7 protein-coding genes and 1 pseudogene are annotated in these 8894 nt (G+C 49.1%); 4 read left to right on the plus strand and 4 right to left on the minus strand.

Annotated features, from left to right (window positions below; translation table 11 throughout):
• The 4 genes from A8707_RS24895 to A8707_RS24920 form a co-directional block, all read left to right on the plus strand.
• Window positions 1-487: Tn3 family transposase (locus tag A8707_RS24895; RefSeq protein WP_156518867.1), on the plus strand; the 487-nt coding region annotated here is incomplete at its 5' end.
• 350 nt (window positions 488-837) lie between these two features.
• Entirely contained in the window at window positions 838-2715 is a 1878-nt protein-coding gene (locus A8707_RS24905) for a P-loop NTPase family protein (RefSeq protein WP_068819999.1), read from the plus strand.
• 181 nt (window positions 2716-2896) lie between these two features.
• Window positions 2897-3136: a hypothetical protein gene (locus A8707_RS24910; protein WP_068820001.1), complete on the plus strand. Its 240-nt coding sequence runs from the start codon at window positions 2897-2899 to the stop codon at window positions 3134-3136.
• Window positions 3137-3480: 344 nt separating this feature from the next.
• Window positions 3481-5781 carry an L-type lectin family protein gene (locus A8707_RS24920; RefSeq protein ID WP_068820005.1) on the plus strand — a complete coding sequence of 767 codons (2301 nt, stop codon included), beginning with the start codon at window positions 3481-3483 and terminating at the stop codon, window positions 5779-5781.
• Between the two features lie 283 nt (window positions 5782-6064).
• Here the strand turns inward: A8707_RS24920 and A8707_RS30425 are convergent, their stop codons facing one another.
• The 4 genes and pseudogenes from A8707_RS30425 to A8707_RS24940 all read right to left on the minus strand — a co-directional run bounded on the left by A8707_RS30425 (window position 6065) and on the right by A8707_RS24940 (window position 8818).
• Window positions 6065-6214, minus strand: a complete 150-nt coding sequence (locus A8707_RS30425; RefSeq protein ID WP_269452771.1) for a recombinase family protein — start codon at window positions 6212-6214, stop codon at window positions 6065-6067.
• 90 nt (window positions 6215-6304) lie between these two features.
• A pseudogene (locus A8707_RS30430) lies at window positions 6305-6574 on the minus strand (recombinase family protein); the annotation flags it as partial.
• A gap of 220 nt (window positions 6575-6794) precedes the next feature.
• Entirely contained in the window at window positions 6795-7673 is an 879-nt protein-coding gene (locus A8707_RS24935; RefSeq protein WP_197485053.1) for an undecaprenyl-diphosphate phosphatase, read from the minus strand.
• Window positions 7674-8425: 752 nt separating this feature from the next.
• Complete coding sequence (locus A8707_RS24940; RefSeq protein WP_156518868.1) at window positions 8426-8818, minus strand: site-specific integrase; 393 nt, start codon at window positions 8816-8818, stop codon at window positions 8426-8428.
• Window positions 8819-8894: the final 76 nt, after the last annotated feature.

Below are 8894 nucleotides of genomic sequence, written 5' to 3' on the forward strand. Positions count from 1 at the left end.
CCCTTCGACCTTGCTGCGCAGGTTGGGTAGCTATAGTCGTCGGAATCGCCTCTATCAGGCTTTTCAAGCTTTAGGGCAGGTCGTCCGCACCCTCTTTCTATTGCGCTACATTTCGGATGCTGGGTTACGCCGTCAAATTACTGCTTGCACCAATATTGTCGAGGACTATAACCGATTTGTGGATTGGCTTTTCTTTGGCAAGCAAGGCGTGATCACAGACAACGACCCGGTGGAGCAAGAGAAACGCCTGAAGTATTTGGATTTAGTCGCGAATGCAGTGATCCTTCAGAACACGGTGGACATTTCGTTAGCGGTTCAGGCGCTGAGTGCAGAAGGGATACGAATAGACCGTGCAGCACTCAAGACGCTGAGTCCCTACCTTACCCGTCACCTCAAGCGCTACGGCGACTATGTCGTCGATTTTAAGCAGATTCCTCTGCCCTTGGAGGATGCGATTTCCTTGCCTGTTCAGTTGGATGAAATGTAATAGGAGTAAGGCTTTTCAGCTCATCTTGCACTTTTTTGCCCGTATCTCGGCTCAACCCCGTATTGGGGTGCTCTGTTCTCTGGCTTGGGGGGGTTCGCTGCCTCTGCCGTATGGATCTACGTTGGCGTGTTTGGGGCTGAGAAGTTTCTCGCGCTCTGGCAACGAAATGAAGACCTTGCTAAAGCTGACTCTGCCTCAAAGCGATTCCCCAAAGTCTTAGCCTTCGGACGTAAAGACCGCGACGAACCTAAATCGGAGTCTGACACAGAATCTAAATCTGCTTAATCAAAGCGATGACCGGAGGGGCTAAATCCTCCGGTCATCTGCATAAAGTCCCTACCCAGGAAATCATGCTCAATAAAGTATCGCCTCAATCAATGACTGATGAACACTTACTGCCAGCCGCCCTGCTTGAAATGGGCGACTCGCTCAACTTCATCGAAGTCCGCAAACACACCCTTAGAAAGGAAATCAAGGATTCTAAGCTCTCTGCTGCTGCTGGCAAGTTCTCAGGATTGGGCGCGATCGCTGGGGGTGCTGCCTTAGCTGCGTTATCGAATCCGCTCGGTTGGCTCGTCGGTGGCTGTGGTCTAACTGCTTACACGTTGTCAGTGTTTGGTCAGTGGCTCCAGACGGGCAAGGTTCATCCGATGCCACTATCGAGCAAATCTCAGGATGAGCGAGACGAAGACTTAGCAGGGCAGACAGTCAGTGGCGACGGTGGGAATTTAACCGGGCGCACCGCAATCCATGAGGATGCGGCATATCTGAGCGATCGAGAGAAGACTGAGTATGAACTCCTACATTTTGCCCCGCAAGGTTTAATGTCTGCGATGAATAACGTCCCACCTGCCCAGAGATGGGCGTGTTACCAGTTTCTCGTAGATGCCTTTGCTGCTGGCACGATCGGGGATTATGCGAACCCTCAAACCCTGAAAGATGTTTTAGGCAACCCATCAGTCTATAGTTCGCACTTGCCAGAAGCTTCAAAGCGCTTCCCTCAGTACGGCTTGCCATCTGTCGAAACTCCACAGACTCAAACTGAATCTTTGCCCCACGTGACTGATTCAGGTCCGACTATCGCAACATCTTCACCGATTGGGAATAACACGCGCCTGGGAGCCGTCGAAGTGCCAAGTTCCCCGGCTGCTCGGGCTGACTGGAAGACACCGGAGATTCAAAGCCCTGTCACGCCCATCGTTTTGAGCAAATTAAGGGAAGTCTGCGATCGCAATAACTCTTTCTATGTGGCTGGCTCAAAAGGCAGTGGTAAAGGGATTTTTGCCTCAAATCTGCTGAGATGGAAGCTCGATCAATACCCAAACGCGATCGCCCTGGTGCTTGACCCCAAAGGAGACGTTAAAGAATCAGGCTACTGGAGACACGAACGGATTCGGCACTTCGCATTCAAGGGCATCGCTTTAAGCTCAGAAGATTATGCAGAGAAGGTGATTGAATTTCTCTCTGAAGCCCGTAACCTTGTTTCTCAGGCAGATGTGACCAGGGGCATGAGGTTATTTCTCGTACTGGACGAGCTGCTCACCATTAAAGAATCTGTGAGTAATGCCCTATTTGCAGAGTTTAGAAGGTTTGGCGTTTCAGCCATTTCAACGGGTGACAGTGAGGGCATTCACCTCATTGCCATCACTCAAAGCTTTAACGCGGGTGACTCGTTTGGCTCCGATGAACTGCTGAAGAACTTTACTCAGGTCGGTTTATTCAGGCAAGACGAGTACACCCGCGCTAAAAAGCTGATTCAGTTCGGGCGGTCGAATGGTGAACTGGCAGAGAGTGAATTCAAAGCGTTGATTGCTCAGTCATCGGTCGGTCGGGTGATGGCGATCGCAGGTGAATTTATTCCGACACCCAAAGCTGAAAATCATTCAGCCTTCGATCGGGACACTGGAAAAATCATTCAGCAGATGCCACTAGGGTCGAACCCGACTGAGGGCGATATCTTGGCTAACGAGTTGAATCGAAAGATTCAGACCATGAGTGTAGCAACTCCTGCTGAAGGGGATGAATTAGTGAAGCCAGATGGGGAAGATGAAGAACAAATTCTCATCGACTATGTGAGGAAGAAAGCGCCGATCAAAGTTCGTGAGATTGTCCAGTCTTGCTGCCTTAAAAAAGCGGGCATTACTAGCACGAAAGACTATCAAACCTTCCTTGATATTCTGGTAGCTGAATCAAAACTGACAGTAGACGATGAAGGTAATTACTCATAGCAACTCACTTGTTGGATGTTGGATGTTGGATGAGAATAGACCCGCTCGATCGCTGTTGGATGACGATCCAACAAGGCATCCAACCATCCAACAAATCTATCCAACAAATCTATCCAACAAGCGACAGAAATTAGACCGATCTACAAACTCCCTACCAAACTATTAGAAAACAGGAGAAATCATGAAAGTTTCGACTTATCACGTTGAGCAAGTTCATACGCCTGACGGCAAAAATCCCTACCCCGAATCTTTGCCTCCCTACATTTCAGGAGATTGGTTCCCATTCATTCCAAGAGTGGGGGATTGTTTTTGGCATAACAGGGTTTACTGGCAGATCAAATCCTTAGCTTATCGGGTTGGAAAAGGGAGCCACGAAGATATTCGTATCGAGTTGATAGTTTTCTACGCAGGACTGAAATGAAGCGACCTAAAAAGATTCAAGGCGACCAACTGCCCTAGATGAGTTGCTGCCAGATGCACCCGCGATCGCGACGCGCCACGAAGTGTTCGAATATAAGCCAGTCAAAAAGGTGATCAGAAAGCAAGCGCTCTACAAAGTCCGAGATCGCCAAGCTTGCGTAAAGGTTACTCTACTGAAGCCTGGAATCCTCCCGAAAACTGAGTTTCTCCAGAACAAATCGCACTTGCCTCTAGGTCGGCTCAACCCCAAGCCCCCTAAGTAGTTACAATCTATACCGTAACTTTACCTAATTTAGATAAAAAAATTGATAATGTGGGATGCAAGACTTCTTTTCTGAGTAAAGTATGCCGCCCGTACAAAATCAAAATATCTTAACCGATCCCCTCAATGGTGCAGATGTCGTCCAGCCCAACTGGATTTACGGAACCAGCCAACTGGGTGCAGCAAAACCTTTTTTGACCGCCCGCAGCAGTAGCAATCCCTCTGTCCCTGGGGGTCTGCCCGGTGGTGGAACTGACACCCCTGGAACTGGCGCACTGCAACTCACCGACAATACTAATAATCAAGGCTCATTTGTCATCTACAACAAGCCCATCAACTCTTCCGCTGGGCTTTCAATCCAGTTCCAACTCTATTCCTACGGTGGCACTAATCCTGGCGCAGACGGCATTAGCTTCTTTTTAATTGATGGTAGCCAGAGTCCCACAACAGGAGGTGCAGTCGGCGGCGGATTGGGGTATTCCTCCGACAGCACGCCTGGAATTGCAGGTCCTGGAATTGTAGGTGGATATTTGGGTATTGGCTTTGACGAGTATGGCAACTTCTCCGCCTCGGAGTCTGGCCCAGGAGGCTCCGTGCAGATTCCAGAGTCGATCGCGGTGCGGGGTTCAGCAGCCAACAACTATGCCTACCTCACTGGCAAAGCGCTGTCATCTGTCACAACGCTGCCAACTGGCACAACGATCAATTCCACCACTGCCACGAGTCGCAGTGGCGCAGCTCGTAGCGTCCAAATCGATCTTGATCCGCAAGGCAATCTCTCTGTCCACTTTGACCCCACTGGCACAGATACGTTTAATAGCAGCGATGAAGTTATCAGCAATTACAACGTAGCGACCACCAACGGAGCCTTGCCCTCCACCTTCAAGTTTGGCTTTGCCGCTTCAACCGGCGGATCAACTGACTATCACGCAGTCAATAATCTGTCCGTCAGCACAGTTAGCGGGTCATACACACCACTGGTTTCGTTTCCCCCTGTGAATGCTACAGTCACACCCAACACCCCTTTGAGTGTCATTGCTAGCATCGATGTCGCTTCGACTCTGCCTGTGATTATTCCGTTAAACTTTGCAGGTACAGCAGTCCAGGGAACCGACTATTCACTTTCGGCAACCTCGATCACGATCTCGCCTGGACAAACAACGGGCAATGTTTTACTCAAGGACATCTCGCCAACCACCAACGGCAAAACAGTTCAGATTAGCCTTGGAACCCCCATGAATGCTGCCCTCAGCCCACAGGATTCGACACTTACTGCGACACTCGCTCCTGCCACTGGCAACTCTCCAAGTTTAATTTGGAACAACCCCGCCTCAAGTACAAGTGCTTCTGCCGTGTGGAACTTAACTGGCAGCCAAGTATCAGCAGCAGCATTTACCCAACTGAATGGCACTGTAGTTCAACCTGGTAACGGATGGAAACTCATTAGCGGCAACGTTGACTTCAACGGAGACGGCAATCCAGACATGCTGTGGTTCAACACAGCCAGCACCCAAACCGCGGTTTGGTATATGCAGCCTGATAGCAATGGGGTAGATAGCATCATTGGCAGCAGTTCTTATGTCAAACTGCCCAACGCGACTACCCCGGTTCAACCTGGTAACGGATGGCAACTAGATGCAGTCACGACCAAACTGGGCAGCAGCCCCGTCTTAGTCTGGGAAAACCCCACAACAGGTAATGCCGCAATCTGGCAGCTAAATATTGATTCCATCACCGGACAAGCGACTATCAATTTGGCGAATAGCAAACTGATTACGGACACCGATGGAGTTACACCGCTCCAAACGGGCGGAGCCAATGCTGGGTGGAAGATTATCGGGGCTGGAAACTTTGGCAGTTCGGGAGCGCACGACCTGCTGTGGTTCAACACCAAAACGACTCAGACTGCAGTTTGGCAAATGAATGGTACCTCGATCTCGAGTGCTGGATTTGTACAGACGAGTAACGGCATTACTGCAATACCAGGATTGGGTTGGCAACCTGTGGAGATCGGGAGTGTTGACGGAACGGGGACGGATCAAATTATCTGGCAGAACGGGACAGCAGTAGCCGTGTGGGATTTTGGCAGTAACTACACCCTGAGTGCCAAGTCTGTCATTCTTTCTCAACGCCTAGCGGCGGGAGAGCAAATCCAAGCGGTGGCAGATATTGACCTGAATAATACGGTGGATTTGTTGGCGCGGAATGTCACTAGCAATTCGGATGCCACTCGGGTTTACGCTCTTGATCCGACGACCTTCCAAATCTCGACTCCTACAACTGCTCGCTACATCACACTAGCAGGGCAGACGGCTCCTCTGGTTACAGGCGATCCCCTATGGGATATCGTTGATTCAACGATTGTCCTCAAAGCCCTAGCCTAAAAGCTGACTCGGAGAAGCCCTACGAGGGATTAGACTAAGCTGCCTTGGTGACAGGGTGGCTTAGTCTTTGGGTTTGCATGAAATGTGGCGTTAGAAGCGGATTACGCCCGATCAACGAGTGATCGGGATTCTTGCAAAGTTCAGCAAAATAGCGAAAAATGGCTGCATTTAACGCCGATACAGAGCCTCAAAAGTTCATTTTGCCGAACTTTTCCAGCAAAAGCAGAAATTAAGCCTCACCTTAAAGTTTTCTTCAGTCAGCCTCGGCAATCGTCGGGCTTTTTTACGCAATCTGAAGGCGGTTGATGATGCTCCTAACGGTTGTGTGCTGCCACTTGCCACCGCGCTTAGTTGGATAGTTGCCAGTGTTTAGGAAGTCCGCGGTCGCCTGGGGAGACTTGCCCGATCGACGGTGGCGACGGATGACTTCGATCGCTGCCTGTTCTGATTCATCAGCTACTAACTCTTTATTCTCTGCCTTCTGCCCAAACTGAGGGGCACCGTAGGCATAACCGCCAGCTTCATGCTTGACAGCTCTACCACGTTCAACTCGTTCGCGAATGAGCGATCGTTCCATCTCTGCCAGCGCTGCCATCATCGTCAGCACCATTCGACCAGCCGGGGTAGAGGTGTCGATCGCAAGGTCAAGCAAAATCAGCGCTTTATCAGACGGCTTCAAAACATCGTCTACCAAAGTCAGGATGTCTCGCACGTTTCGACCGAGACGATCTAGCTTGGCAACGATTAAGCCGTCTGCTTCACCAGATTGGAGCATGGTGATCGCTTTCTGAAGTTCGGGGCGATTATCAACTCAATCCCTAATTGCGAAGAAATCCCGCGCTGACCCCAATTAGTAGGAATACGCCCATGATCAATACTCCGGACATTTTTTTGAACGGTTCCACAAGGCTTTCAGAGTTTATGGTTCAAGGATCGAGCTATTTTTTCAGAGTTAGCTCTGCCTCTGACTTGGAAAAAAAGATCTTGTCCACGGCAGAATAAGGGTTTGAGCCTTAAAATCTGCTCAAATTTTGTCCGGAGTATTGCATGATCAGACGATACCAAACAAATATCCAAGTGGAGCGTTTTTCCAGATAGGTCAATAGTCCATAAATTGCAGCAAAGGCAGAGATACTGGCTGTGCCTAGCCCGACCAATAGAATTATCCACCCATCCAGCGTAAGCCCAGCTTTGAGTAGGCTGTGTATTTCGAGCACACCCGCTAAAACGATCGCTGGCAATCCGAGTAGAAAAGAGAATCGAGCCGCCGTTTCACGCTCCATCTCTAAGAAAAGTCCTGCGGTGAGGGTAGATCCGGAGCGAGAGACTCCAGGGATGAGCGCTAAAGCTTGAGCCAAACCGACCCAAACTCCGTCTTGCAGTGAAAGTTTGCTGAAATCCCGATTTCGCTTGCCGCGTTTCTCTGCGATCGCTAACAACAGCGCCATGACGATCGACGCAATTCCAACCACTGTCAGCGCCCGAAATGGAGAGTTACAGGCATTGAGCGTTTTTTTCAGCAGTAGTCCAGCGATTCCGATAGGAATGGTGCCAATGAGGACACCGATTGCAAGTCGAAAGTCCTGATCTCGGTAGTCTTGTTGGGTGACTGCTCGGACTGTTGCGCCCGTTAAACGATTGAGGTCTTTCCAAAAATAAGTGATCACTGCCGTCAAACTCGCTAATTGCATCACGGCACTAAAGGCGCTCCCTGGATCTTGCCATCCGAGCAAGCCAGGAACAATTCGCAAATGAGCAGTACTACTAATCGGCAGTAGCTCAGTAATTCCTTGAACAATACCCAAGATTACGACCTTAAACCAACCAAGTTGAACAAATCCTAGATCAACATCACTTGGACAAGCTGAAGTCACCAGAATGTATGGAAGCATTCTACGCAAAACCTAAAAGAACACTCTTATCGTAAAGAAGAAATGTCAAGAATTTGGAAGGAAGATTTAACCAGATAGAAAGCGAGGGGATTCTAAGATGGGGTTCTTTGCACAACCCCTCAAAAAGGTATAGTCCACTTTGAGATATGTGAGTCTTATGTCAAGAAAGCATTGATCTTTGTCTCTGATTCAAGCAAATGCTGCATAGTTGAGAAACGCTACATCAGGCATTCCAGCGTTTCATAAAGTCTAAGACTTTGTGAGAAAGGTTATTTGAGACATGAATTGAGACACGCTGATTGCCACGTCTCATAAGGTATGCTTTCTGAGACAGCCCTGGGTGGAAAGAGTATTGATGCAGTGAGCACAGTGCAGACAATCAAGGGTGAAGCGAATCGCTAGAAGCCTTGGCATAAGGGCAATTTACCGCAATTAGCTTGCTGAAATTCACGCTGAGACTTAATAGTCTCAATGTGGACTATACCTTTTTGAGGGGTTGTGCAAAGAACCCCAGTTAGAGGCAGTTCACAGCGTCACTCAGACGAGCCTCAGATATAGCTACCGCCACATAGGTTAGGACAGGGACATTTTTGGCAGCACGCGAAGCACACTACCAAAAATGTCCTAAGCAAAGTGGCGATGGCTATACCTCTAGATAATGACTTAACCCGTCAAGCGATCTGTGACCACTGATACGCTGAATCTCTTCTAAGAGGAAGCCTGCCTCTCGCATACGGTTGATAGCAGTTCTTCTAAATATGAGTCGATACGCGGTGAAGCTCTAAGCGATCGCATACTTCCTTAAAGAGATGACTGGCTGAAACTGGATTGATAGAGCTTCTACCATGACGACCGGGAAATAGATAAATTCCTTTCTCTGGTACGTCATAAGCCTCCAGTAACGCTCTTAAGTCGGGCGATACCTTAACCGTCTTCTGACCGTACTCCCCTTTTGTGGTTTCGGTTCTAAATACGATTTCAGATTTGACCTTGCCACTGGGCAGAAACACATCACTGATCTTCATCTGGCAGACTTCGCTGATTCGAGCAGCCGTGTAGCGACACAATCCAAACAGCGCGCGATCGCGGAATGATTGGAATCCCTCTTCACCAAACATCCGCTCTAAGAGAGTGTTTGTAAACAACTATTACAAACTTAGTACCTGTTCAGTAGTGAAGTGATATCAGGGAATAGGTTTGGCATGAGATGAACTATGGGTG

The sequence above is a fragment of the Phormidesmis priestleyi BC1401 genome, from assembly GCF_001650195.1.
Classification (GTDB): Bacteria; Cyanobacteriota; Cyanobacteriia; order Leptolyngbyales; family Leptolyngbyaceae; genus Phormidesmis_A; species Phormidesmis_A priestleyi_B.

What these genes read in the sequence shown, in the direction of transcription:
- A8707_RS24905 (WP_068819999.1), top strand. Translation starts at nt 838, where the DNA reads ATGCTCAATAAAGTATCGCCTCAATCAATGACTGATGAACACTTACTG.
- A8707_RS24920 (WP_068820005.1), top strand. Translation starts at nt 3,481, where the DNA reads ATGCCGCCCGTACAAAATCAAAATATCTTAACCGATCCCCTCAATGGT.
- A8707_RS24935 (WP_197485053.1), bottom strand. Translation starts at nt 7,673, where the DNA reads ATGCTTCCATACATTCTGGTGACTTCAGCTTGTCCAAGTGATGTTGAT.
- A8707_RS24910 (WP_068820001.1), top strand. Translation starts at nt 2,897, where the DNA reads ATGAAAGTTTCGACTTATCACGTTGAGCAAGTTCATACGCCTGACGGC.